Source organism: Streptomyces sp. NPDC015661, from assembly GCF_043077765.1.
GTDB lineage: Bacteria > Actinomycetota > Actinomycetes > Streptomycetales > Streptomycetaceae > Streptomyces.
Window position 1 is genome coordinate 31,098 of record NZ_JBIBST010000021.1, and the last position, 24,206, is coordinate 55,303.

A 24,206-nucleotide genomic window follows, 5' to 3' on the forward strand; every position below is an offset into this window, starting at 1 on the left:
GTCGCTACAGGCTCGGCGCCTGCGTCACGCGTCCTTCGACAGGTTCGGGCCCGTGCCGCCCGTCGCCTCGATCGGCGGGGCGTCCGGCAGAGCCGTCTTCTCCTCGCCGCGGAAGGTGAACTTGCGCTCCTCGCCCTCGCCCTCCGTGTCCACGACCACGATGTGACCGGGGCGCAGCTCGCCGAAGAGGATCTTCTCCGAGAGCGTGTCCTCGATCTCGCGCTGGATCGTCCGGCGCAGCGGCCGGGCGCCCATCACCGGGTCGTAACCCTTCTTGGCGAGCAGCTCCTTCGCGGACTGGGAGAGCTCGATGCCCATGTCCCGGTCCTTGAGGCGCTCGTCGACGCGGCTGATCATCAGGTCGACGATCTGGAGGATGTCCTCCTGCGTCAGCTGCGGGAAGACGATGATGTCGTCCACACGGTTGAGGAACTCCGGGCGGAAGTGCTGCTTCAGCTCGTCGCTGACCTTCGCCTTCATCCGCTCGTAGTTGGACTTCGTGTCGCCCTGGGCGGCGAAGCCCAGGTTGAAGCCCTTCGAGATGTCCCTGGTCCCGAGGTTGGTGGTCATGATGATGACCGTGTTCTTGAAGTCCACGACCCGGCCCTGGGAGTCGGTCAGGCGACCGTCCTCCAGGATCTGGAGAAGGGAATTGAAGATATCGGGGTGGGCCTTCTCGACCTCGTCGAAGAGGACGACGGAGAACGGCTTGCGGCGCACCTTCTCGGTGAGCTGGCCGCCCTCTTCGTAGCCGACGTATCCGGGCGGCGAACCGAAGAGGCGGGAAACCGTGTGCTTCTCGCTGAACTCCGACATGTCGAGGGAGATCATCGCGTCCTCGTCGCCGAAGAGGAATTCGGCGAGCGCCTTCGAAAGCTCGGTCTTACCGACACCGGACGGGCCGGCGAAGATGAACGAGCCACCGGGGCGCTTCGGGTCCTTCAGACCCGCACGGGTACGGCGGATGGCCCGCGAGAGGCCGATGACGGCGTCCTTCTGGCCGATGACGCGCTTGTGGAGCTCGTCCTCCATGCGGAGCAGACGCGAGGACTCCTCCTCGGTCAGCTTGAAGACCGGGATGCCGGTGGCGGTCGCGAGGACCTCGGCGATCAGCTCGCCGTCGACCTCGGCGACGACGTCCATGTCGCCGGCCTTCCACTCCTTCTCCCGCTTCGTCTTCGCGGCGAGGAGCTGCTTCTCCTTGTCGCGCAGGGACGCGGCCTTCTCGAAGTCCTGCGAGTCGATCGCGGACTCCTTGTCGCGGCGGACGCCGGCGATCTTCTCGTCGAACTCGCGGAGGTCCGGCGGCGCGGTCATCCGGCGGATGCGCATCCGGGAGCCGGCCTCGTCGATCAGGTCGATCGCCTTGTCCGGGAGGAAGCGGTCCGAGATGTACCGGTCGGCCAGGGTCGCGGCCTGGACGAGGGCCTCGTCGGTGATGGAGACCCGGTGGTGGGCCTCGTACCGGTCGCGCAGACCCTTGAGGATCTCGATGGTGTGCGGCAGCGACGGCTCGGCGACCTGGATGGGCTGGAAGCGGCGCTCGAGGGCCGCGTCCTTCTCCAGGTACTTGCGGTACTCGTCGAGCGTGGTGGCACCGATGGTCTGGAGCTCACCGCGGGCCAGCATCGGCTTGAGGATGCTGGCGGCGTCGATCGCGCCCTCGGCGGCGCCCGCACCCACGAGGGTGTGGAGCTCGTCGATGAACAGGATGATGTCGCCGCGGGTGCGGATCTCCTTGAGGACCTTCTTCAGGCGCTCCTCGAAGTCACCGCGGTAGCGGGAGCCGGCGACCAGCGCGCCGAGGTCCAGGGTGTAGAGGTGCTTGTCCTTGAGGGTCTCGGGCACCTCGCCCTTGACGATGGCCTGCGCCAGGCCCTCGACGACGGCGGTCTTGCCGACGCCGGGCTCGCCGATGAGGACCGGGTTGTTCTTGGTGCGGCGGGACAGCACCTGCATGACCCGCTCGATCTCCTTCTCGCGCCCGATGACCGGGTCGAGCTTGGATTCGCGGGCCGCCTGGGTGAGGTTCCGGCCGAACTGGTCGAGGACCAGGGACGTCGAGGGGGTGCCCTCGGCAGGACCGCCGGCCGTGGCGGCTTCCTTGCCCTGGTAGCCGGAGAGCAGCTGGATGACCTGCTGCCGGACCCGGTTGAGGTCGGCGCCCAGCTTCACGAGGACCTGGGCGGCGACGCCCTCGCCCTCGCGGATCAGGCCGAGCAGGATGTGCTCGGTGCCGATGTAGTTGTGGCCGAGCTGGAGGGCCTCCCGGAGCGACAGCTCCAGGACCTTCTTGGCACGAGGGGTGAAGGGGATGTGCCCGGACGGGGCCTGCTGGCCCTGGCCGATGATCTCCTCCACCTGCTGGCGGACCGCCTCGAGCGAAATCCCGAGGCTCTCCAGGGCCTTAGCGGCGACACCCTCACCCTCGTGGATAAGGCCCAGAAGGATGTGCTCGGTGCCGATGTAGTTGTGGTTGAGCATCCGGGCTTCTTCCTGAGCCAGGACGACAACCCGCCGCGCGCGGTCGGTGAACCTCTCGAACATCGTTAATCGCTCCTCAGAGCGGTCAGTCAGTTAGGGGTCGATCCCCTCCCTGTCCTTCCGCAGCTTAGTCCCGCAAGCGGGGACCGCTCATTCCAACTGCCGACATCCGTCCGGATCACCCCCTCTTCAGCGGGGAGACCTGCTGCCGAACAGCCGACAAATGCTCCAACCCGATGGTGCGAGACGATGTTCCCGCAGGCCAAGTAGTTACCCGCGCCATCAGTACGCCGATGGCGAACGTGAGACGCCGAAGCCCGCGAGTCGCCCCTCTCCACTAGGAATGTCTTACCCGTAAGCACTGACACTCCATGCGGCGCACCCCGGTTCCCTCCGCTACCAGCGAACACCCTTGCGCTGCCGAATGCACGCGTAGGCCCCATCCCGGACACCTTGCGCGTTCACGGGGGGACGGTGTGTCACCGCGGGCGTAACCAATGGGCCCCCGAGGGAGTTCCCCGGGCATGGCTTTCACCGTCCCGCTCCCCCGCACGCCGTCCGACGGCGGGATCGCGCGGTGGTACGAGGACGAGCTCGGCTGGGCCGCCGTGGCGGGCCCGCCGGCGGAGCTGGTCACGGGGCTGCGCTTCGACGTCCTGGAACTGCCCGCCGCGGCCGGCCGGGGCGTGCTGCGCCGGATGGGCGCGACGACGGGGCCGGTGGCCCTGATGGGGCGCCGGATGGGGCTGCTCGTGGCCGCGGGGAGCGCGGAGGAGCTACCGGGACTGCTCGACTGGCTGGAGTGGGGCGGGATCTCGCTGGATCTCGCGATCCGCGGTGCCGGCGGCCGGACGACCGCACCCCTTCCCCCGGGGTGGAGCGGTTCCGGCGCGCCGGGCGCCGCGGTGTGGCTGCGGGCGCCCGCGCCGGGTCGCGAGGTCGAGTCCTCGCTGCCGGCGCTGCGGTCCGCGCCCTGGGGCGTTGCGGGTGCCCCCTGTCTGGTGCGTCTCGTGGCCGCCGCCGCTGCGGAGTGCCACCGGGTGCGACTGCTGAGTGCCCGTACCCGTGGGGCGGCTCAGCAGCTTTCGCCTCAGCGGTTCGCGTCCTCGTAGGCGGCCTTGATGTCGGCGGGGACGCGGCCGCGGTCGTTGACGTTCATGCCGTTCTCCTTGGCCCACGCGCGGATCTTCGCGGTGTCCTGGCTGCCCGTCGCCACGGCGCGGCCCTTGCCGCGTCCGCCGGTGGTGCGGCCGCCGGTGCGACGGCCACCAGTGGTGTACGGCTCGAGCAGGCCACGGAGCTTTTCCGCGTTGGCGGTGGTGAGGTCGATCTCGTAGGTCTTGCCGTCCAGCGCGAACGTCACGGTCTCGTCCGCCTCGACGCCGTCGAGGTCGTCGACAAGAAGGACCTGAACCTTCTGTGCCACCGGATTTCCTTTCATCGAAAATGCAGTACGCGGAAAGGAAACCGCTTTTCCCGGAAAAACACAAACCCCTGGGAGAGGTTCAGAACCCCGGCAACGCGGGAAACGTGCGCGATTCGGACATAGGGTTCCGCGAGAGGATCGCCGGGCTTCCCCGTCACAGGTGCAGAAGCATCCGGCTGTTGCCCAAGGTGTTCGGCTTCACTCGTTCGAGACCGAGGAACTCGGCGACTCCCTCGTCATAGGAACGCAGGAGCTCGCTGTAGACATCTCCGTCGACCGGGGTCTCGCCGATCTCGACGAAGCCGTGCTTCACGAAGAAGTCGACTTCGAAGGTCAGGCAGAATACCCGCCGCACCCCGAGCCATCGGGCGGTGTGCAACAACTTGTCCAGCACCTGATGTCCGACGCCGGCTCCCTTGAAGTCGGGATCGACGGCGAGAGTACGGACTTCGGCGAGGTCTTCCCACATGACGTGGAGTGCGCCGCAGCCGACGACGACGGCGTCCTCGTCGCGTTCCGCGACCCAGAACTCCTGGATGGACTCGTAAAGCGTCACGGTCGCCTTGTCGAGCAGGATGCCGCGCTGCACGAAAGGATCGACGAGACGGCGGACCGCGGGCACATCGCTGGTGCGGGCCCTGCGAACGGTGACGGCTTTGGAGGTCGACATGGGGGGACGCTATCGCTACGGGCGGGGCGTCCCTTCCTCACCCTCGGCCTCCCGCGGGGCGGCGGGAAGGGGGTTGTCGCGCTGGACGATCCGGATGGCGTCGTTCAGCGACTCCCGCTGTTCCGGCGACATCATGCCGAAGAAGGCGACGAGTGCGGCGGCGGGGTTGTCGCTCTGCGCCCAGGCCTCGTTCATCAGCGCGGCGGAGTAGGCGGCGCGGGTGGAGACCGCCGTATATCGATAGGCGCGGCCTTCGACCTCCCGGCGGACCCAGCCCTTCTGATGGAGATTGTCCATGACGGTCATGACGGTGGTGTAGGCGATGGACCGTTCCTGCTGAAGGTCCTCCAGGACTTCCCGGACGGTGACCGGGCGGTTCCATTGCCAGACGCGCGTCATGACGGCGTCTTCGAGTTCTCCCAAGGGGCGGGGCACAATGCCACCCTAGTGGGAGAAACGCCAATTAACGTCTATTGCCGCTCAAGAAGGACGAAAAGGGTGCACGACCGGAAGCGGTCGCACACCCTTGGCGCTGCTGTACGGGAGGGGCTAGGAGCCGTCCGCCTGGCGGGCGGCCTCGGCGCGGGCGAGGGCGGCGTCCACGACCGCGTCCTCCTTGGCCTTGTTCGGGCCGCCCTGGCTCTTGACGATCACGGTGACGAGGGCGATGAAGAACGCGGCCATCACCACGGGAGGCAGGAGCGCGGATACGTAGTCCATGCCGACCAGAGTAGCTATCCGGCGACCCGCTCCTCGGGCGGGGGCGGCGGAACGGGCCGTCGGCGCGGCGGGAAGACCTCGGAGGGCTTCGGCACCGGGCGCTCGGCCGGGACGGGCGGCTTCGGCTTGGGCTCGTCCCCCGCCGCACGCCCGCCGGGCAGGGCGAGCAGCCGGGCCCGGGAGACGGAGGGCGCGGTCGAGGCGGTGGCCTGCGAGACCCGGGCCAGGCGCGCGCGTACGGAACGCTCGGCGAGGACCTGGCAGCGGGCGAGGAGCTCGGCGGCGGCCGGGTTGCGGCGCAGCGCGCGCAGGGCGGCGAGGTCGTCGGCGCCGGGGTCGTAGCCGGCGGCCAGCGCGTCCCGGAGCAGCTCCAGATAGCCGCTGAGGGACCCGGGCAGCGCCTCGCGGTACCGGGCCAGGTCGTCGAGGAGGAAGGCGCGCAGCCGGCCGGCCTCGCGTACCGCCTCGTCCACGGATTCGGCCAAACGCAGACAGTCCTGGACGTCCTCGTCCTGGAGGGGGGCAGGGTGGAGGGCGATGGCAAGGGCGCGACGGAGCACACGCAGCTCGTCCGCGCTGAACGCCATGCCGCCGCGGGATCCGTATGGCGTGGGCATGGGGCGACGATACGCGCTAATCGGACAAATTTCGCTTTATTGATCATCCCCCGGCGCGGCGCGGGGGGATGATCGTCTCGCTTGCGTCAGGCCGAACGCCGCCGCCTGATCAGCAGCAACGCCCCGGCGACCAGGGCGAGGGCGGCACCGCCCCCGATCACCGCGATCCCGGTCGCGCCGGTGGCGGCCAGCCCGTCGCCGTCGCTTCCGCCGGCGGAGCCCGACGTGCCCGACGTACCCGACGTACCCGACGTACCCGACGTACCCGACGATGACGTGGACGCGTCGCCGGTGACCTCCACCTTGATCGGCGCGGTGTCGTTGGCCGGGTTGGGGTCGGTCTCCCCGGTGCCGGGAACGGTGGTGACGGTGCCCTCGGCACCCTCGACCTTCCGGTCGATACGGGCCCGCAGGAACGTCCATGACGTCCCCTGGCAAATGATCTCGTCGCCGGTGCCCCAGTGGCCGCAGGGCGACCCCTCCGAGGCGAAGCTGCCCGGCTCGGCCTCCACGAACGAGACGCCCTCCGGGAGCTCCAGCTTCACTTTCACGACGCCGGGGATTCCGATGTCCACGGTCCGGCCGATCTCGCCCCGGATCGTGAAGCCCTCGGCGGCCAGGTCGGGTCCGGTCCGCGCGAGCCCGAAGGAGAAGGAGCCGCCCCGGTCAGCGGCGAGGGAGGACAGGGCGACCGGCTTCAGGCCGAGCGGCCGCTCCCCGCCCTTGGTGAAGGAGCTGTCGCGCCAGTAGTCCGACGAATCCACGTGCACGCCACCCAAAGCTCCGACCCGGTACCGGTAGGAGCCGCTGCCCTCCGGGGCGCCGGCCATGGACGCCGTGAACGGCTCGTCCGTCTCGTACGCCTGGCCCGGCTTCACGTCGCCGGGGAACTCGCAGTACGCCTCCGCGCCGGTCGAGCTGTAGTAGCAGTTGCTGTGGCGGACGCCGTCGAGGGCGGCCCCGGAGACGGAGACGTGGAGGAGCGTCCCGCCCTCCAGCGTCAGCGGGCCCTTGTTGCCGAAGGCGGGAACGAGCGGCGGCGCGCTGCCACGCTCGGACTCCGGGACGGTGTACGGCTCATGGGCGCGCAGAAGCATCTCGGCCTTGCCGATGAAGACCTTGGTGGAGCCGGTGGCGGGGGCCGTGTTGGTGCTGGTGGCCTTCATCTCGATCGTGCCGGCCGCACCGACCGGGACGCCCTTCACCGAGGTCATGCGGAAGGGGTGCATCGGCTCCCGGCCGGTGACGGAGTCCGCCGGGCAGGTGACGACGTAGTCCTGCCGGGTGCATCGGTAGGCCAACTGCGAGAGGGTGACCTTGCCCTTGAGCGAGGAGGCGTCGAAGACCACCGAGACATTCTCGGCCGTCCCGAAACGGGTCTCCCCGGTGGTCCCCACGAGGTACATCTCGAAGCCGCCGAAGTCGGGGGCCTCCACCGCGCCCTCCGCCGGCACGGAGAAGGATCTGCTCGCCCGCAGCTCCAGCCTCACCTCGTCCGCCGCGTCCGCCGCGGTGGCCGGTGCGGCCGCGGCCAGGGACAGGAGCGCGGACAACAGCGCCGCCGTGCGCCTCATGGGGTACCTCGTCTCCGTCACGAACCAGTCGTACGGAACGGAGACCCTCCGGACGGGGCGGAGGTTGTACGCCTACATGCGCGCGACGTTCCGCTCGTACACCAGCCGCAGGCCGATCAGGGTCAGCCAGGGCTCGTGCTCGTCGATCTCCTTCGAGTCGGCGAGGACCATCGGGGCCAGGCCGCCGGTCGCGATGACCGTGACGTCGGAGGGGTCGCCCTTCGGGCCGACGAGTTCCCGCTTCATCCGGGCCACCACGCCGTCGACCTGGCCCGCGTACCCGAAGACGATGCCCGACTGCATGGCCTCGACCGTGTTCTTGCCGATCACGCTGCGCGGGCGGGCCAGCTCGATCTTGCGGAGCATGGCGCCCTTGACGCCCAGGGCCTCCACCGAGATCTCGATGCCCGGCGCGATCGCCCCGCCCGCGTACTCGCCGCGCGCGGTGATCGCGTCGTACGTCGTCGCCGTGCCGAAGTCCACGACGATCGCCGGGCCGCCGTACAGCTCGACGGCCGCGACCGCGTTGATGATGCGGTCGGCGCCGACCTCCTTGGGGTTGTCCGTCAGGATCGGCACCCCCGTCTTGACGCCCGGCTCCACGAGGACCGCCGGCACGTCCCCGTAGTACCGGCGGGTCACCTCGCGCAGCTCGTGCAGCACCGAGGGGACCGTCGCACAGATGGCGATCCCCTCGATGCCGTCGCTCAGCTCGACGCCGAGCAGCGGGTGCATGCCCATGAGGCCCTGGAGCAGGACCGCCATCTCGTCGGCGGTACGGCTCGGGTCCGTGGAGATCCGCCAGTGCTCGATGATCTCCTCGCCGTCGAAGAGACCGAGCACCGTGTGCGTGTTGCCGACGTCGATGGTGAGCAGCATCAGGAGCGCACCTCGCGCAGGTCGAGGCCGATGTCCAGGATCGGGGAGGAGTGGGTGAGGCCGCCGACCGCCAGGTAGTCGACACCGGTCGACGCGTACGCCGACGCGTTCTCCAGGGTCAGCCGGCCCGAGGACTCCAGGACGGCGCGGCCCGCGACCAGGGCGACGGCCTCCTCGGTCTCGATGGGGGTGAAGTTGTCGAGCAGGATCAGGTCGGCGCCCGCGTCCAGGACCTCGCGGACCTGGTGCATCGTGTCGACCTCGACCTCGATCGGCACCTCCGGGAACAGCTCGCGGACGGCCTTGAAGGCCTCGGCGACGCCGCCGGCCGCCACCACGTGGTTGTCCTTCACCAGGGCCGCGTCGGAGAGCGACATGCGGTGGTTGACGCCGCCGCCGCAGCGGACCGCGTACTTCTCCAGGGCGCGCAGGCCCGGCGTCGTCTTGCGGGTGTCGCGGACCTTGGCCTTCGTGCCCTCCAGGGCGTCCGCCCACGCGCGCGTGGCGGTGGCGATGCCGGAGAGACGGCACAGGATGTTGAGCGCGCTGCGCTCGCCGGTGAGCAGGTCGCGGGTGCGGGCGGTGACGCTGAGCAGCACCTGCCCGGCCTCGACGCGCTCGCCGTCCTCGACGTGCCGCTCGACCTCGAACTCGTCCGCGCAGACGATGGACAGGACGGCCTCGGCGACCCGCAGACCGGCGACGACACCGGCCTCGCGGGCGGTGAAGTCGGCCGTGGCGACGGCGTCCTCGGGGACGGTCGCGACGGTCGTGACGTCCACCCCGCCGTCGAGGTCCTCGGCGATCGCGAGGTGGGCGATGTCCTCGACCTGGACGGGGTCGAGACCGGCGTCGGCGAGCAGCTGCGCGAGGGCGGGGTCGAGCCCGCACTCGAACTCCTCGCCCTCGCCGCAGCCGCAGCCGTCGCCGCAGCCGCCGGCCTCCTCGGAGGAGACCGTGTTGATCTGGATGAGAGGGACGTCCACGGGCTCGGGACGGGCTTCCTCGGGCGTGCTCACTTACGGCTCCCTGGGTGCGTCGAGGGTGGGGGGAAAGTCGGAGGTTTCGGTGGTGCGGAGGTCGAGGCTCCGCTCCGGGGTCAGATGGACGACGAGGTGCTTGCGCCAGTTCGCGTCGTCCCGTTCCGGGCGGTCCTCGCGCCAGTGGCAGCCGCGGGTCTCCTCGCGGCGGCGGGCCGCGGCGACCAGGACCCGGGCGACGCACAGCAGGTTCGTGGTCTCCCAGGAGTCCACGCCGGGCTCGGCCGCCTTGCTGTCGTCGTCGCCGCCCGCCACGGCGTCGCTGTGCAGGGCGTCGAGGGCCTCGGCGGCCTCCCGCAGGCTGGCTTCCGAGCGGAGCACGCTCGCGCCGGCCGTCATGATCCGCTGGATACGGGTCCGGGCGCCGGCCACGGGCAGCGGCAGGGTCACCGGGGCCGGGTGCGGCACCGGGGCGCCCGGCACGCGCGGGGCGGCGGCCGTGATCTCCTCGGCGATCCGCTCGGCGAAGACCAGGCCCTCCAGGAGCGAGTTCGAGGCGAGCCGGTTGGCGCCGTGGACACCGGTGCAGGCGACCTCCCCGCACGCGTACAGGCCCGGCACGGTGGTCCGGCCGCGCAGGTCCGTGCGGACGCCGCCGGAGGCGTAGTGGGCGGCGGGGGCGACCGGGATCGGCTCCGTCACCGGGTCGATGCCGTGGGCGCGGCAGGCCGCCAGGATCGTCGGGAAGCGCTCCGCCCACATCTCGGCGCCGAAGTGGCGGGCGTCGAGGTACATGTGCTCGGTGCCCTGCTCCAGCATCCGGCGGGTGATCGCCTTGGCGACGATGTCCCGGGGCGCGAGCTCGGCCAGCTCGTGCTGCCCGAGCATGAAGCGGACCCCGTCGGCGTCGACGAGATGGGCGCCCTCGCCCCGTACCGCCTCGGAGACCAGCGGCTGCTGCCCCTCGGAGCCGGCCCCGAGGAAGAGCACCGTGGGGTGGAACTGGACGAACTCCAGGTCGGAGACCTCGGCCCCGGCCCGCAGCGCGAGCGCGACGCCGTCACCGGTGGAGACACCCGGGTTGGTCGTGGCGGAGAAGACCTGGCCCATGCCTCCGGTGGCCAGGACCACCGCGGGCGCGTGGACGGCGCCGACGCCGTCGTGCTGCCCCTCGCCCATGACGTGCAGCGTCACGCCCGCCGTGCGGCCCTCTGCGTCCGTGAGGAGGTCCAGGACGAGGGCGTGCTCGATGAAGCGCACGCCCCGGTCCCGTATCGCCTCGACCAGGGCGCGGGAGATCTCGGCGCCGGTCGCGTCCCCGCCCGCGTGGGCGATCCGGCGGCGGTGGTGGCCGCCCTCCCGGGTCAGCGCGATCTCGCCGTCGGAGGTCTTGTCGAAGTCGGCACCGGTCGAGATCAGGCGGCGGACCGCGTCCGGGCCCTCCGTGACCAGGGCCCGCACGGCCTGCTCGTCGCACAGCCCGGCACCGGCGACGAGGGTGTCGTCGAGGTGCTGCTCGGGGGTGTCGCCCTCGCCGAGCGCGGCCGCGATGCCGCCCTGGGCCCAGCGGGTCGAGCCGTCGTCGAGCCGCGCCTTGGTGACGACGACCGTCCGGAGCCCGGCGGCGGTGCACCGCAGGGCGGCGGTGAGGCCCGCGACCCCGGAGCCGACCACGACGACGTCGGCGTCGATGGCCCAGCCCGGCGCGGGCGCGTGCAGCCGTATTCCGGTCACTTGGTGGCTCCGAAGGTCAGGGGGATGTTGTCGATGAGCCGCGTGCTTCCCACGCGCGCGGCGACGGCGAGGATCGCCTCCCCGTCGTGGTCGCCGGCGACCTCGGTGAAGTCGGCCGGGTCGACGAGCGCCAGGTAGTCCAGGGTGAGCGGCGGCTCGGACTTGGCCGCCTCGTCCAGGACGGAGCGGGCCGCGGCCCGTACGGCGTCGGCGCAGCCGCCCTCGGCGGCCTGCGCGACCGCGTGGGCGTCGGCGGCGGCCCGTGCCTCGCCGATCCGCGACAGCGCCTCGGCACGGTTCTCGGCCCGGCCCTGGGCGCCCGGCAGCGAGGCGGCACGCGCACGCAGCGCCTCCTGCGCGGCGAGCCGCTCCCGGGCCGCGAACAGCGCGCGGGACAGCGACAGGGCCGTCCGCCGCTCCCCGGACGACAGGTAGCGGTTGCGGCTGGACAGGGCCAGACCGTCGGTCTCGCGGACGGTCTCCACGCCGACGATCTCGACGGGGAAGTTCAGATCGCGGACCATGCGGCGGATCAGGGCCAGCTGCTGGGCGTCCTTCTGGCCGAAGAAGGCCAGGTCGGGCGCGGTGAGGTGGAGCAGCTTGGCGACGACCGTCAGCATGCCGTCGAAGTGGCCGGGCCGGGAGGCGCCTTCGAGCCGCTCGCCCATGGGCCCGGCGGTGATCCGGACCTGCGGCTCTCCGCCCGGGTAGACCTCGTCGACGGAGGGCGCGAAGACGGCGCTCGCGCCCGCCGCGAAGGCCAGTTCCAGGTCGGCTTCGAGGGTGCGCGGGTAGCGGTCGAGGTCCTCGCCGGCACCGAACTGCAGCGGGTTCACGAAGACGGTCACGGCGACGAAGCCCTTGGCGCCCACGCGCTCGCGCGCGGCCCGGATCAGCGTGGCGTGGCCCTCGTGGAGGGCGCCCATGGTCATGACCACGGCATTGCGGCCGGGGAAACCGAAGTGGGCGACGGCGTCCTGGAGGTCCTCGGCCGTACGGAAGAGCTCGGCCGGCCGGCCGCGGCCGTCCTTGGCGCCGTCACGGGCGAACAGGCTCATCGGTCGTCTCCTTGCGGCCCGTCGGCGGGGTCTGCGGGGCGGGCGGGTCCGCTCACCGGCTCGGCGAGCACGCCCAGCAGGTCCTCGGCCAGCTCGGGCTTGAGCAGGCCGTGCGCGAGCGCCCGGTCGGCGGTCGTGCGGGCCATCGCCAGATAACCGGCGACGGTGCCGGGCGCGTGCTTGCGCAGCTCGGCGACGTGGGCGGCGACCGTACCGGCGTCACCGCGCGCGACGGGACCGGTGAGGGCCGCGTCCCCGGACCGCAGGGCGTTGTCCAGGGCGGCGCCCAGGAGCGGGCCCAGCATGCGGTCGGGGGCGGCGACACCGGCCTTGTGGAGCAGCTCCATGGACTGGGCCACCAGGGTGACCAGGTGGTTCGCGCCGAGGGCCAGGGCCGCGTGGTAGAGCGGCCGGGCCTCCTCCGCGATCCACTCGGGCTCGCCGCCCATCTCGATCACCAGCGCCTCGGCGGCGAGCCGCAGCTCCTCGGGCGCGGTCACCCCGAAGGAGCAGCCGGCGAGCCGCTGGACGTCGACGGCGGTGCCGGTGAAGGTCATGGCGGGGTGCAGGGCGAGCGGCAGGGCGCCGGCCCGGCGGGCGGGGTCGAGGACCCGCGCCCCGTACCGCCCGGAGGTGTGCACGATCAACTGTCCCGGCCGTACGGCTCCGGTGTCGGCGAGGCCCTCGACCAGGCCCGGCAGCGCGTCGTCCGGCACGGTCAGGAGGACCAGGTCGGCGAGGGCCAGGACACGGGCGGGCTCGACGACGGGGACGTCGGGCAGGAGCTCGGCGGCGCGCCGCCGGGAGGCGTCGGAGACCGCCGAGACGGCGACGGGGCGGTGCCCGGCGAGCCGGAGCGAGGCGGCGAGGGCGGGGCCGACCCGGCCGGCGCCGACGACTCCGACACTGAGCCGGGCGGGTCGGTCCTCGGCCCGGGGCTCGGGGCCTCGGGGCTCTGGCGCTGCTGGTGCGTTCACGGTGGGGACGGCCTTCCGTTCCAGTCCTCGGCGGGTACCGGACGATTTCTGGTCATGCTACGCCAGCGTTTCGCGGCGCTCCGTGGCCTGTCCACAGGGTGTGGGCGGTGGTGTGATGATCAACCCATGAATCCTGTGACTCCTGCGGAGACTCCTGTGGACGGGGAAGCGGCCCGGCTCCACCGGCAGAAGGTGTGGGGCGGCGCCGAGCGCAGCCTGTGGAACACGTCGGTCGACGGCACCGTCGGGTCGCGGCTGCGTGAACTGGCCGACTGGGCGGAGGCCGCGGGCCACGGGGAAGCCCTGCTCGACACGTACGGCAACGGGCTCGTGGAGGAGCTGGAGCGACGCGTCGCCGAGGAGCTCGGCCTCCCCGCCGCCGTGTTCTTCCCGACCGGCACGATGGCCCAGCAGGTGGCGCTGCGCTGCTGGGCGGGGCGCACCGGCAGCCCCGTCGTCGCCCTCCACCCGCTCGCCCACCCCGAGGTCCACGAGAACGGGGCGTTCGGGGCCGTCTCCGGGCTCCGCACGGTCCACCCGACCGACGCGCCCCGGCTGCCGACCGCCGAGGAGGTACGGGACCACCCGGAGCCCTTCGGGACGCTGATGCTCGAGCTTCCGCTGCGGGACGCCGGCTTCGTGCTGCCGTCCTGGGAGGAGCTCACCGAGGTCGTCGCGGCGGCCCGGGAGCGGGACGCGGTGGTCCACTTCGACGGGGCCCGGCTGTGGGAGTGCACGACGCACTTCGGCCGGAGCCTCGCCGAGATCGCGGAGCTCGCCGACAGCGTGTACGTCTCCTTCTACAAGTCCCTCGGCGGCATGTCCGGGGCCGTGCTCGCCGGCCCCGAGGACCTCGTGGAGGAGGCCAGGATCTGGCGCCACCGGTACGGCGGGATGCTCTTCCAGCAGTACGCGCCGGCGCTCTCCGCGCTCCGGGGCCTCGACGTCGAGCTGCCCCGGCTGCCCTCGTACGTGGCCCACGCGCGCGTGGTCGCCGACGCGGTCCGGGAGGCGCTGGCGGAGGCGGGCACCGGCTGGTTCCGCGTCCACCCCGAGACCCCGCACACCCATCAGTTCCAGGTCTGGCTGCCGTACGACCCGGACGCCCTGACGGCGGCGGCCCTCGCCCAGACCGAGGACACCGGCACCGCCTTCTTCCGCCGCTGGTCCGCCCCGGGCGCGGGCGGCCCGCCGGGGGTGGCGGTCACGGAGCTGACGGTGGCCGGCGCCGGCCTGGAGTGGACGGCGGAGGACGTGAAGCAGGCGGTACGGGACTTCCTGGCGCGCGTGGAGGGCTGACGGGCGGGGATCCGGGCCGGCCCGGCAGCGGGGCGTCAGGTCGGGCCGCCGGACCGGCCGCCGGGCCTCGGTTCCGGACGGCCGGGCCACTGGTCCGGGCTGACGGCCCGGCCGCCGGGGCCTCGGGTCCGGGCCACCGGACGCGCAGGGCCTCAGGTCCGGGACGCCAGTCCGGCCGCCGGGACTCAGGTCCGGGCCACCGGGCCTCAGGTCCGGGCTGACGGCCCGGCCGCCGGGGCCTCGGGTCCGGGCCACCGGACCTCAGATCCGGGCTGACGGCCCGGCCGCCGGGGCCTCGGGTCCGGGCCACCGGACGCGCAGGGCCTCAGGTCCGGGACGCCAGTCCGGCCGCCGGGCCTCAGGTCCGGCGGCCGCGCAGGGCCGTACGGAGTCGGCGGAGCGGTCCGTCGCCGGCCCCGCGGCCCGCCGTCGCCCGTTCGAGGCGGCGGCGGTCGCGGAGGGCCCGGAACACGGCCACGTCCTGCGTGCCGGGCGCCGGCGGCATCGGTTCGCCGAGCCGGCCGGCGCGGTAGGTGTCGAAGAGGTACTGGTGCAGCGCGTTCATGGCCTCACCGTGCGCCGCGCCACCGCGGCGAGGCCCCCGGATTGACGACCCCCGTCAATCCGGGGCCCGCCGATTGACGACCCCCGTCAAACGGGACGACAGCTCCCCCGACCCACCCCGCACCATGGACGGGTGAGCGTGACCATCGACATCACCGGACTGCCGCACGAGCGGATCACCTTCTGCCCCTCGCCGCTGGCCGAGCTGGGCGCCGCCCTGCACGCCCTCGCCGAGCCCACGCACCACCCCCGGCTGCACGCCTGGACCACCACGACGACCGCTGCCCTGAAGCCGGAGCTCGCGGACCGGCTCCACGAGGCCGACTTCATGTGGAACTCCACCCGCTCGGACATCCTGCTGCCGGCCCACCCCCGGGAGACCCTCGCGGAGGAGCTGGACGACCTCGACCGCATGGACGACGAGAAGTTCGTCGGCTCCGCCCTGGAGATCTCCTGCAACAGCCACTACAGGGACGGCGCCCCCTCCCCGCTCGTCGACGAACGGATGCGCCGCCGCGCCCAGGACCTGGCGGCCGCGCGCGGCCCGCGCCAGGCCGCGTTCGTGGAGCGGATGCTGACCGACCCGCCCGGCACGCGCGCGTGGATCCGGCGGCTCATGGAGGACTGCGACGAGGCCTTCTTCGCGGACACCTGGGGCCGGGTCCGGATCCAGCTCGCCGCCGACGCCCGCCACAAGACGGAGCTGATGCGCCACAAGGGGCTGGCCGAGGCCGTCACCGACGCCTCCGCCGCCATGAGCCTGGAGGAGGACGAGAAGGGCTCCCGGATCGTCGTCGACAAACTGATCCAGGGCCGGACCAGCGCCGAGGGCTCCGCGCTGACGCTCCTGCCGACGGCCTTCGGCTGGCCGCACCTCTTCGCCCTGTACACCCCGGGCTGGCAGCCCGTCATCCAGTACCCGATCCCCACGCGCGACCTCGGCGGCGCGGCCTCCGTCGAGGCGGTCAAGCTGCGCCTTGAGGCCGTCGCCCATCCCATGCGGATGCGGCTCTGCCGCAGTCTGGCGCGCGGCTCCAGCACGACGAGCGAGCTGGCCGACGCTTACAACATCACGGCCCCCGAGGTCTCCCGCCACCTCGCGGTCCTGAAGAAGGCCGGGCTGATCGTCACCCAGCGCCGCGGCCGGTACGTGCTCCACCAGCTCGACGTGGCCGTCGTGGCCCGGCTCGGCAGCGACTTCCTGGAGTCGGTGCTCCGGTGACGGAGGCTCGGGCGATGCGGCCCGGGGGCCGCTAGACCGCGCCGCCGCCCGCCCGGACCAGGCCCGTCTCGTACGCAAGGACCACGACCTGGACCCGGTCGCGCAGGCCCAGCTTGGTCAGGATGCGGCCCACGTGCGTCTTCACCGTCGCCTCGGAGAGGACGAGCCGGGCGGCGATCTCGCCGTTCGACAGGCCCTGCGCGACCAGCATCATCACCTCGCGCTCCCGGTCCGTCAGCCGCCCCAGTTCCTTGTGCTCGGGCTCCCTGCCCGAGGACGGCAGCATCGGCGAGAAGCGGTCCAGGAGCCGGCGCGTGGTCGACGGCGCCACCACCGCGTCACCGCTGTGCACCGAGCGGATCGCGCCGAGCAGCTCCGCCGGCGGCACGTCCTTCAGCATGAAGCCGCTCGCGCCCGCCTTGAGCCCCGAGAACGCGTACTCGTCGAGGTCGAACGTCGTCAGGATCAGCACCTTCGGCGCGTCCGGCTCCGAGCAGATCCGCCGGGTCGTCTCCACCCCGTCCAGCTTCGGCATGCGCACGTCCATCAGGACGACGTCGACCGCCGTGGAACGCAGCACCTCCAGGGCCTCGACCCCGTCGCCCGCCTCCGCCACGACCTCCATGTCCGGCTGGGCGGCGAGCACCATGCGGAAACCGGTCCGCAGCAGCACCTGGTCGTCGACGAGCATCACGCGGATGGACATCAGGTCAGTTCCTTAGGGGTCGTCAGTGAGCGGGCTTGAGGGGGAGCAGGGCGCTGATCCGGAAACCGCCGCCGGGACGCGGCCCCGCGTCCAGGGTGCCGCCCACCATGCCGACCCGCTCCCGCATGCCGATCAGACCGTGGCCCCGTCCGTCGGCGCCCCCGTCCTCGTACATCTCCTGCGGAGCGCCCCGGCCGTCGTCCTCGACGAGCAGCCCGAGACCGTCGTCGAAGTAGACGAGCCGCACGCTGGCGCCGACGTCCGGCCCGCCGTGCTTGCGCGTGTTGGTGAGGGCCTCCTGCACGATCCGGTACGCGGTGAGCTCGACGCCGCTGGGCAGCGGGCGGGGGCTCCCCTCGATCGCGAAGTCGACGGTGAGGCCGGCGCCCCGCACCTGCTCCACCAGGTCCTCGATCTGCTGGACGTCGGGCTGCGGCACGTACTCCCCGGCCTCCTGGTGCTCGCCGGTGCGCAGGATCCCGAGGAGTCTGCGCATCTCGGCGAGCGCCTGCCGGCCCGTGGTGGAGATCGTCTCCAGGGCCTGCTTGGCGGTCTCCGGGGAGGAGTCCATGACATAGGCGGCGCCGTCGGCCTGGACCACCATCACCGACACGTTGTGCGCGACGACGTCGTGCAGCTCGCGGGCGATCCGGGCCCGCTCCGCGGCGACCGCGACCTTGGCCTGGGCCTCGCGCTCCTGCTCCAGGCGGGAGGCCCGCTCCTCCAGCTGCGCGAAATAGGCGCGGCGGGTGCGGAGCGAGTCGCCCAGGACCCAGGCGAGGGCGAACGGCACGGTCATGATGACCGCGAAGAAGACCTTGGCCGCGCCGGAGCCCGAGCCCTCCTCCATGGGCCATCTGACCTGGGCGAGCGTGGAGGCGCTGAGTCCGCCGACGAGCGCCAGCCGGGAGGCCCAGCGGGGGCCGTCGTGCGCCGCGACCGTGAAGATGATCACGAGCATGGCGAAGTCGGCCAGGAACGGCACCAGGTCGAGGACGAGCTGGATCAGCCCCAGCGCGACCGCGAGCAGCAGCATCTTCTCCGGCGCCCGTCGCCGCAGGGCCACGACCAGCGAGAAGAGCAGGGCGACGAGGACGTACCCGAGGGGGCCGCCGTTCGCCACGCCCGCCGACACCACCCACAGCAGGGAGAACCCGAGGAGGACGACGGCCCAGAAGGTGTCGACGCCCGTCGGGTGTCTGCGGATGAAGTCGTAGAGGCTCTGCACGTCACCCAGAGTAGGGAAGAGGGATAGGTGCAGGGATCAACCGTGGGGTCGATCCTTGGCGCGGGACCCGTACTCCCCGAGGTGGAGACTGGGGCACGTGACGGATGAGACGTGTCAGTGGCAGGGGTGGCGTGAGGCCACGGAGCGGGCGCTGTACGGCGCCGGGGGCTTCTATCTGCGCCCCGAGGGGCCGGCGGGGCACTTCCGCACCTCGGTGCACGCCTCCCCGCTCTTCGCGGGGGCCGTGGCCCGGCTGCTCGGCGAGGTCGCGGAGGAGCTGGGGACGGCCGAGGTCGACCTGGTGGACGTGGGCGCGGGGCGCGGCGAGCTCCTGACGGCGGTGCTCGCGGCCGTCGGGACCTCGCTCTCCGTACAGGCGTACGCGGTCGAGCGCGCGGCCCGCCCGGACGGGCTCGACCCACGGGTGGAGTGGACGGACCGGGTGCCGGGTGGCGTGCGGGGGCTGCTCTTCGCGAACGAGTGGCTCGACAACGTGCCGGTGGACGTCGCCGAGGCGGACGCGGCGGGCACCGTCCGGTACGTGGAGGTCGCCCGGGACGGCACCGAACGGCTCGGCGCCCCCGTCTCCGGGCCGGACGCCGACTGGCTGGCCCGCTGGTGGCCGCTGCGGGAACCGGGCACGCGGGCCGAGATCGGGCGGCCCCGCGACGAGGCCTGGGCGACGGCGGTCGGCAGCCTCACGGCGGGGCGCGCGGTGGCCGTGGACTACGCCCACGTACGGGCCTCCCGGCCGCCCTTCGGGTCCCTGAGCGGCTTCCGCGCGGGGCGCGAGGTCCCGCCGGTCCCGGACGGGAGCTGCGACGTGACGTCCCATGTGGCGATGGACGCGGCCGGCGGTCTCCCAGCGGGCCTCCCCGCGCCCGAGCTGGTCACGCAGCGGGAGGCGCTGCGGCGGCTCGGGGTGTCCGGGGAGCGGCCGCCGCTCGGGCTGGCCTCGACGGACCCCGCCGGGTACGTCCGGGCGCTCGCCTCGGCGGGCGAGGCGGCGGAGCTGACGGCGCGGGGCGGCCTGGGCGACTTCCTGTGGCTGACCCAACGGGTCCCGTCCGACGCCGGGTGACCCACCCACTCGGACGACGCCCACCGCCGCGTGGGCAACCGTCCCGGACGACGCCCACCCCCGTGTGGGCAGGTGGGTGGGCACCGCCCCGGTGGAGCGCATGTCCACAACGGGGTGGGCAGGGGCACCGCACCGGTGGAGCGCATGTCCACAACGGGGGTGGGCGGGGGTGGTGTCCCGGGGGAACGTGGGTCCACAACGGGGTGGGGGGAGCGCAGGGGATACTGGCCGCATGACGGAGACGACGGTCGGAATCGGCGGCGCGGCGGAGAGCACCGACATGGTGCTGAACATCGGCCCGCAGCACCCCTCGACCCACGGCGTGCTCCGGCTCCGGCTCGTGCTCGACGGCGAGGTCGTCCGGCACGCCGAGCCGGTGATCGGCTACATGCACCGGGGCGCCGAGAAGCTCTTCGAGGCGCGGGACTACCGGCAGATCATCATGCTGGCGAACCGCCACGACTGGCTGTCCGCCTTCTCGAACGAGCTCGGCGTGGTCATGGCCGTGGAGCGGATGCTCGGCATGGAGGTCCCGGAGCGGGCCGTGTGGACGCGGACGCTCCTCGCCGAGCTGAACCGGGTCCTCAACCACCTGATGTTCCTCGGCTCGTACCCGCTCGAACTGGGCGGGATCACGCCCGTCTTCCACGCCTTCCGGGAGCGCGAGGAGCTCCAGGCGGTGATGGAGGAGGTCTCCGGCGGCCGGATGCACTACATGTTCAACCGGGTCGGCGGCCTCAAGGAGGACCTGCCCGCCGGCTGGCTCGGGCGGGCGCGGCAGGCCGTCGCGGACGTGCGGTCGCGGATGGACGTGTACGACCGGCTGGTCCTCGGCAACGAGATCTTCCGGGGCCGTACGCGCGGGGTCGGTGTCCTGAGCCCGGAGACCGTGCACGCGTACGGGGTGTCGGGGCCCATCGCCCGCGCCTCGGGGGTCGACTTCGACCTGCGCCGCGACGAGCCGTACCTCGCGTACGGGGAGCTCCAGGACACGCTGCGGGTCGCCGTGCGGCAGGAGGGCGACTGCCTCGCCCGGTTCGAGTGCCTGCTCGACCAGACGCACAACTCCCTGGACCTGGCGGACGCCTGCCTGGACCGGATGGCCGAGCTGCCGCCGGGGCCGATCAACCAGCGGCTGCCGAAGGTGCTCAAGGCGCCGGAGGGGCACACGTACGCCTGGACCGAGAACCCGCTCGGCGTCAACGGCTACTACCTGGTGTCCAAGGGCGAGAAGACCCCGTACCGGCTGAAGCTGCGCTCGGCGTCGTTCAACAACATCCAGGCGCTGGTGGAACTGCTGCCGGGGACGCTGGTCGCCGACATGGTGGCGATCCTGGGCTCGCTGTTCTTCGTCGTCGGCGACATCGACAAGTAGAACGGCCCGCGCCCGCTCGGGGCGCGGGCCGGTCACGGCCGTGCGTCGGGTCAGGAGCTGACCGCGCCCCGGAGTTCCGCCACGTCCAGCTGTTCGGTCTCGTCGTGGGCCGTCAGGTCGATGACCTGGCCGATGACCTGGCCGATCGCCCGGGGCGCCGCCGGGGTGAGCAGAGGGGCCGCGGAGGCGAGGACCTCCTCGCCGACGACGTCGGCGAGGTCGGAGTTCTGCACGGCCTCGATGACCGCCGCCTCCTTCTGCGTACCGAAGAAGTCGAAGCCGCCCTCGGGCCGCGGGACGGGCCTGCGCGCCGCGTACGGCACGATCGCGGACGCGACCGGCACCGCCGGCAGCGCGGTGGAGGCGGGCGGGAGCGCGGGAGCGGTGGCGGCCGTACGGGTGTGCTGCTCGGTTCCGGCGGCCGCCGCGTGCTTCCCCTGCGGCTCCTCCGTCTCCCGGGCGCGTTCGGCGAGGTCGCGGGCGCGAGCCGCCTCGGCCGTGCGGCGGGCCTGCTGGGCCGCGGCGTTGCGCGGGAGGTCGCGGAGCGCCTGGGCGGCGCGGCGGTAGGCCTCCGGGGTGGGCGTGGAGCCGGCGGCCGGCAGCGCCTTGGCGTCGGTGGCCGTGCTCGTCTCCAGGGCGAGGACGCGGCGGCCCTCCAGGGCACTGGCCCGCTCGGTCTCCGCGGTGGCGTACCGGCGGAGCAGGTCGGCGTGCTCGCCGCGCAGTCCGGCCAGCTCCACGCGCTTGGCGCGGAGTTTGGCGTCGAGCCGGGTGCGGAGCGCGCGGGACTCGTCCAGGTCGGACTCCAGCTCGGCGGTCCGCTCCTCGGCCTTCCACTGGTCGGCGGCGCGCGCCCGGTCGAGCTCGGCGACCTTCAGACCGGCGCTCCGGTCCCAACTGCGCATGAGGACGGCACCGGTGACGGCGGCGGCCGCCGCCGCGGCCGCGAGCAGCCGCGCGATCACCGGGTCGCCGGGCAGCCAGGCGGCCGCGGCGCACACGACCGCGGCGCCGGCGACCGCGGAGGGCGGCAGCAGCTTGTGCAGAGGCGGGGAATGGCGGTGGCGTCCACGTGGCATGGCCTGAAATTTACCGTGCGTAGGCGCCATGTGGGGCGTCGGCCCGGCAATCTCTTGGCCACTTCTCGCCATCAGAAGTGGATATCGATGGTTCCGGTTCCGTTTCGGGCCGACTCCCCTCCCCCGCCGCCTACTTCTTGAGCAGCCCCTTCGTCTCCAGATACTCCTTGGCGACGTCCTCCGGCTTCGCCCGCTCGGCATCCACCTTGCGGTTGAGTTCGGCGAGATCCGCTGTGGTCAGCACCTTGGCGATCTTGTCGAGCGCGGCGGCTATCTCGGGAGAACCGGCGTCCTTGGCGTTGACCACGGGCACCACGTTGTCGGCGTTCTGCAGGTGCTTGTCATCCGTGAGGAGGACGAGGCCGTACGTGTCGATCGTGGCGTCCGTGGTGGTGGTCAGGACCAGCTGGTCCACGCCGTCCTTCACCGCCTGCTTGGCCTGCGGCGTACCGACGCCCTTGGGGTCGATCCCGGCCACGTCGATCCCGTACGTCTTCTTCAGACCGGGCGCGCAGAAGGGGCGCACCGCGCATTCGTCACCGGCGGCGATCTTCACCTTCAGCTTCGCGCGGCCCAGATCGGAAAGCGTCGTCAGCTTGTTCTTCTCGGCGAATTCCTTCGTCACCGCGAAGGCGTTCTGATCGACGGCCTCTCCGGCCGTGAGCACCTTCAGACCACGCGGTTCGGCGAGCTTCCGCAGCGCGTCGACGGTGGCCGTCGCGTCGCCCGAGGCGACCGGCTTGTCCTCGGGCGCCTTCGGCCCGTTCACCTTCGCGTTGAGGAATTCCGCGATCGTCGCCGCGTATTCCGGGACGACGTCGATCTCGCCCTTCTCCAGGGAGGGTTCGTACAGCTCGCGATTCTTCACCGTGGTGATGGACACCGAGTATCCGGCATCCCTCAGCGACTGCGCGTACAGCTCGGCGAGGACCTTGGCCTCCGTGAAGGCGGCCGCGCCGACCACCAGCGAGCCCTTCTCCCCGCCGCCGGCGCCGCCGGAGCTCCCGGAGTCCTTCTTCCCGCCCTCCTCCAGGCTGTCACCACCGCACGCGGCGAGGGCCGCGGTCAGCGCAGCCGTACCCAGCAGCGCGCCCGCGATACGCGAGACCCTGTTCACGAGATCACCCATCCCAGTCAGCGTTCAACAAGTCTTCTGTGTCGGTCGAGAAGTCGGTCCGCGCCCACCAGGACGCCCTCCACCAGGAGGGCGAGCAGCGCCACGAGCACGGCGCCCGCGACGACCTGCGCGGTGTCGTACGTGGCGAAGCCGGCCGTGATGATCCGGCCCAGGCCGCCCTGTCCGACCATCGCGGCGACCGTCGCCGTGGCGACCACCTGCACCGCGGCCGAGCGGACCCCGGTCATCACCACCGGCCGGGCCAGCGGGAGTTCGACCCGCAGGAAGAGCTGGCCGCCCGTCATCCCCATGCCCCGCGCGGCCCGCACCGCGGCCCGGTCCACCTCCCGCACCCCCACGTACGCGTTGGTGAGGAGCGGGGGTATCGCGAAGAGCACCAGGGCCACCACCGTCGGCACATAACCGGCGTTCCGCAGGGGCGACACCATGAACAGGGCCAGCACCGCGAAGACGGGGATCGCCCGCCCCACGTTCGACACGTTCACCGCGAGCGCCCCGCCCCGGCCGAGGTGGCCGAGCCACAGGCCCAGCGGCAGCGCGAGCGCCGCGGCGATCAGGAGCGCGGCCCCGCTCACGTACACGTGCTCGGCGAGCCGCTGCCCGATGCCGTCCTCGCCCGTCCAGTGCGCGCCGGTGGTGAGCCAGCCCCAGGCGCCCGTCACGATGCCCATCTCACCCACCTCCCGGCGCGGTCCGTATCCGGGTCCACGGCGTCAGCAGCCGCTGGAGGCCCAGGAGCAGCAGGTCGGCGGCGACGGCGAGCAGCACGCACAGCACCGAGGCGGCGAGCATCTGCGCCTTGAAGAAGGTCGGCAGCGCGTCCTCGATGAGATTGCCGAGGCCCCCGCGGCCGACGACCGAACCGACCGTCGTCAGCGCGATCGTGGAGACCGTCGCCATCCGCACGCCGGCCATCAGCACCGGCAGCGCCAGCGGGAGTTCGACCTGCCAGAGCATCCGCAGCGAGCCGTACCCCATGCCCCGGGCGGCCTCCCGCGTCTCGGCCGGCACGGCGGCGAGCCCCGCCAGGGTGTTCCGCACGAGGATCGTCAGCGCGTACAGCACGAGGCCGGTCACGACGAGCGCCGCCGACAGCCCGAAGAGGGGGAGCAGCAGCGAGAACATCGCGAGCGAAGGCACCGTGTAGAGCAGGGTGGTCAGACCGAGGACCGGTCCCGCGAACCGGGGCCGGGCGCGGACGAGCAGCGCGAGGGGGACCGCGACGGCGAGCGCGATCAGCACGGACACGACGGTGATTCCCACATGCTGGAGCAGCGCGTCCGTCAACTCCTCGCCGCGCGTGCGCAGATACTCACCGCAGATCCAGTCGTTCGTGACCAGACAGTTCGGCGCGCTCATCGTCCCTCCCCCCGGCTCGTCCACCCTCCCGAACGC

General features: G+C 72.5%; 24 protein-coding genes. 5 read left to right on the top strand and 19 right to left on the bottom strand.

Annotated elements, in window-relative coordinates; translation table 11 throughout:
- Positions 1–24 precede the first annotated feature (24 nt).
- Positions 25–2,547, bottom strand: coding sequence for an ATP-dependent Clp protease ATP-binding subunit (locus ACF07V_RS37025; RefSeq protein WP_392160293.1), 2,523 nt, complete (start codon positions 2,545–2,547; stop codon positions 25–27).
- Between the two features lie 461 nt (positions 2,548–3,008).
- On the opposite strand from ACF07V_RS37025, the gene ACF07V_RS37030 reads away from it, so the two are divergent.
- Entirely contained in the window at positions 3,009–3,596 is a 588-nt protein-coding gene (locus ACF07V_RS37030; protein ID WP_392160295.1) for an SCO3374 family protein, read from the top strand.
- On the opposite strand, the gene ACF07V_RS37035 is transcribed toward ACF07V_RS37030, so the two are convergent.
- The 11 genes from ACF07V_RS37035 to ACF07V_RS37085 all read right to left on the bottom strand — a co-directional run bounded on the left by ACF07V_RS37035 (position 3,575) and on the right by ACF07V_RS37085 (position 13,119).
- On the bottom strand, positions 3,575–3,910 hold the full coding sequence (locus ACF07V_RS37035) for an Lsr2 family protein (protein WP_189803307.1): 336 nt from the start codon (positions 3,908–3,910) through the stop codon (positions 3,575–3,577). The two genes, ACF07V_RS37030 and ACF07V_RS37035, sit on opposite strands and share 22 nt — an antisense overlap.
- Before the next feature lie 154 nt (positions 3,911–4,064).
- Positions 4,065–4,580 carry an amino-acid N-acetyltransferase gene (locus tag ACF07V_RS37040; protein ID WP_392160296.1) on the bottom strand — a complete coding sequence of 172 codons (516 nt, stop codon included), beginning with the start codon at positions 4,578–4,580 and terminating at the stop codon, positions 4,065–4,067.
- Positions 4,581–4,595: 15 nt separating this feature from the next.
- Positions 4,596–5,015, bottom strand: coding sequence for a BlaI/MecI/CopY family transcriptional regulator (locus tag ACF07V_RS37045; RefSeq protein WP_392160298.1), 420 nt, complete (start codon positions 5,013–5,015; stop codon positions 4,596–4,598).
- 114 nt (positions 5,016–5,129) lie between these two features.
- Positions 5,130–5,300: a hypothetical protein gene (locus tag ACF07V_RS37050; RefSeq protein WP_181924602.1), complete on the bottom strand. Its 171-nt coding sequence runs from the start codon at positions 5,298–5,300 to the stop codon at positions 5,130–5,132.
- A gap of 14 nt (positions 5,301–5,314) precedes the next feature.
- Complete coding sequence (locus ACF07V_RS37055) at positions 5,315–5,887, bottom strand: hypothetical protein (RefSeq protein WP_392160402.1); 573 nt, start codon at positions 5,885–5,887, stop codon at positions 5,315–5,317.
- A gap of 116 nt (positions 5,888–6,003) precedes the next feature.
- Positions 6,004–7,491 (bottom strand): hypothetical protein, encoded by a 1,488-nt coding sequence (locus tag ACF07V_RS37060; protein WP_392160300.1) that lies wholly within the window; start codon positions 7,489–7,491, stop codon positions 6,004–6,006.
- 72 nt (positions 7,492–7,563) lie between these two features.
- The gene (locus tag ACF07V_RS37065; RefSeq protein WP_392160302.1) at positions 7,564–8,370 is read right to left on the bottom strand and encodes a type III pantothenate kinase; all 807 of its coding nucleotides are present in this window, start codon (positions 8,368–8,370) and stop codon (positions 7,564–7,566) included.
- Positions 8,370–9,389, bottom strand: a complete 1,020-nt coding sequence (nadC, locus tag ACF07V_RS37070; protein ID WP_392160303.1) for a carboxylating nicotinate-nucleotide diphosphorylase — start codon at positions 9,387–9,389, stop codon at positions 8,370–8,372. Before nadC ends, ACF07V_RS37065 begins: the two co-directional genes overlap by 1 nt.
- Entirely contained in the window at positions 9,390–11,084 is a 1,695-nt protein-coding gene (locus ACF07V_RS37075; protein WP_392160305.1) for an L-aspartate oxidase, read from the bottom strand.
- Positions 11,081–12,142 (bottom strand): pantoate--beta-alanine ligase, encoded by a 1,062-nt coding sequence (gene panC, locus ACF07V_RS37080; protein WP_392160307.1) that lies wholly within the window; start codon positions 12,140–12,142, stop codon positions 11,081–11,083. The genes ACF07V_RS37075 and panC overlap by 4 nt, the downstream gene beginning before the upstream one ends.
- Positions 12,139–13,119: a Rossmann-like and DUF2520 domain-containing protein gene (locus ACF07V_RS37085; RefSeq protein ID WP_392160309.1), complete on the bottom strand. Its 981-nt coding sequence runs from the start codon at positions 13,117–13,119 to the stop codon at positions 12,139–12,141. The genes panC and ACF07V_RS37085 overlap by 4 nt, the downstream gene beginning before the upstream one ends.
- A gap of 126 nt (positions 13,120–13,245) precedes the next feature.
- Here ACF07V_RS37085 and ACF07V_RS37090 point away from each other — a divergent pair, with 126 nt between their 5' ends.
- Positions 13,246–14,418 (top strand): threonine aldolase family protein, encoded by a 1,173-nt coding sequence (locus ACF07V_RS37090; protein ID WP_392160311.1) that lies wholly within the window; start codon positions 13,246–13,248, stop codon positions 14,416–14,418.
- 358 nt (positions 14,419–14,776) lie between these two features.
- Here the strand turns inward: ACF07V_RS37090 and ACF07V_RS37095 are convergent, their stop codons facing one another.
- Positions 14,777–14,983 (bottom strand): hypothetical protein, encoded by a 207-nt coding sequence (locus tag ACF07V_RS37095; protein ID WP_392160313.1) that lies wholly within the window; start codon positions 14,981–14,983, stop codon positions 14,777–14,779.
- A gap of 132 nt (positions 14,984–15,115) precedes the next feature.
- Between ACF07V_RS37095 and ACF07V_RS37100 the strand changes: the two genes are divergently transcribed.
- A complete protein-coding gene (locus ACF07V_RS37100) occupies positions 15,116–16,204 on the top strand; it encodes a DUF5937 family protein (protein ID WP_392160315.1) in 1,089 nt (362 codons plus the stop codon).
- A 31-nt stretch (positions 16,205–16,235) separates the two neighbouring features.
- Here the strand turns inward: ACF07V_RS37100 and ACF07V_RS37105 are convergent, their stop codons facing one another.
- The gene (locus tag ACF07V_RS37105; RefSeq protein WP_392160316.1) at positions 16,236–16,910 is read right to left on the bottom strand and encodes a response regulator; all 675 of its coding nucleotides are present in this window, start codon (positions 16,908–16,910) and stop codon (positions 16,236–16,238) included.
- A 22-nt stretch (positions 16,911–16,932) separates the two neighbouring features.
- Positions 16,933–18,138 carry a sensor histidine kinase gene (locus tag ACF07V_RS37110; RefSeq protein WP_392160318.1) on the bottom strand — a complete coding sequence of 402 codons (1,206 nt, stop codon included), beginning with the start codon at positions 18,136–18,138 and terminating at the stop codon, positions 16,933–16,935.
- 97 nt (positions 18,139–18,235) lie between these two features.
- Between ACF07V_RS37110 and ACF07V_RS37115 the strand changes: the two genes are divergently transcribed.
- Together ACF07V_RS37115 and ACF07V_RS37120 are read left to right on the top strand one after the other, a co-directional pair.
- Complete coding sequence (locus ACF07V_RS37115) at positions 18,236–19,219, top strand: SAM-dependent methyltransferase (RefSeq protein WP_392160320.1); 984 nt, start codon at positions 18,236–18,238, stop codon at positions 19,217–19,219.
- Positions 19,220–19,451: 232 nt separating this feature from the next.
- Entirely contained in the window at positions 19,452–20,594 is a 1,143-nt protein-coding gene (locus ACF07V_RS37120; protein ID WP_030693194.1) for an NADH-quinone oxidoreductase subunit D, read from the top strand.
- Positions 20,595–20,644: 50 nt separating this feature from the next.
- Here the strand turns inward: ACF07V_RS37120 and ACF07V_RS37125 are convergent, their stop codons facing one another.
- From ACF07V_RS37125 to ACF07V_RS37140, 4 genes are all read right to left on the bottom strand, one after another.
- Positions 20,645–21,673: a hypothetical protein gene (locus ACF07V_RS37125; RefSeq protein WP_392160322.1), complete on the bottom strand. Its 1,029-nt coding sequence runs from the start codon at positions 21,671–21,673 to the stop codon at positions 20,645–20,647.
- Positions 21,674–21,803: 130 nt separating this feature from the next.
- Complete coding sequence (locus ACF07V_RS37130) at positions 21,804–22,802, bottom strand: ABC transporter substrate-binding protein (RefSeq protein ID WP_392160324.1); 999 nt, start codon at positions 22,800–22,802, stop codon at positions 21,804–21,806.
- A gap of 5 nt (positions 22,803–22,807) precedes the next feature.
- The gene (locus ACF07V_RS37135; protein WP_392160326.1) at positions 22,808–23,482 is read right to left on the bottom strand and encodes an ABC transporter permease; all 675 of its coding nucleotides are present in this window, start codon (positions 23,480–23,482) and stop codon (positions 22,808–22,810) included.
- Position 23,483: 1 nt separating this feature from the next.
- Positions 23,484–24,170, bottom strand: a complete 687-nt coding sequence (locus ACF07V_RS37140; protein WP_392160328.1) for an ABC transporter permease — start codon at positions 24,168–24,170, stop codon at positions 23,484–23,486.
- Between the last annotated feature and the right edge of the window lie 36 nt (positions 24,171–24,206).